The sequence below is a fragment of the Citrobacter sp. wls708 genome (genome assembly GCF_005281255.1).
GTDB classification, from domain to species: Bacteria; Pseudomonadota; Gammaproteobacteria; order Enterobacterales; family Enterobacteriaceae; genus Citrobacter; species Citrobacter werkmanii.
Window position 1 is genome coordinate 1 of the sequence record NZ_SZXE01000029.1, and the last position, 337, is coordinate 337.

Annotated in this window: 1 rRNA gene; it reads left to right on the forward strand. The window is 56.1% G+C overall.

Features of this window, described 5'->3' with window-relative positions:
* Window positions 1–337: ribosomal RNA gene (locus FDW97_RS17845) — 16S ribosomal RNA — on the forward strand; the annotation flags it as partial.

Here is a 337-nt window from a genome sequence, read left to right on the forward strand (position 1 = left end):
AATGTCTGGGAAACTGCCCGATGGGGGGGGATAACTACTGGAAACGGTAGCTAATACCGCATAATGTCGCAAGACCAAAGAGGGGGACCTTCGGGCCTCTTGCCATCGGATGTGCCCAGATGGGATTAGCTAGTAGGTGGGGTAACGGCTCACCTAGGCGACGATCCCTAGCTGGTCTGAGAGGATGACCAGCCACACTGGAACTGAGACACGGTCCAGACTCCTACGGGAGGCAGCAGTGGGGAATATTGCACAATGGGCGCAAGCCTGATGCAGCCATGCCGCGTGTATGAAGAAGGCCTTCGGGTTGTAAAGTACTTTCAGCGAGGAGGAAGGC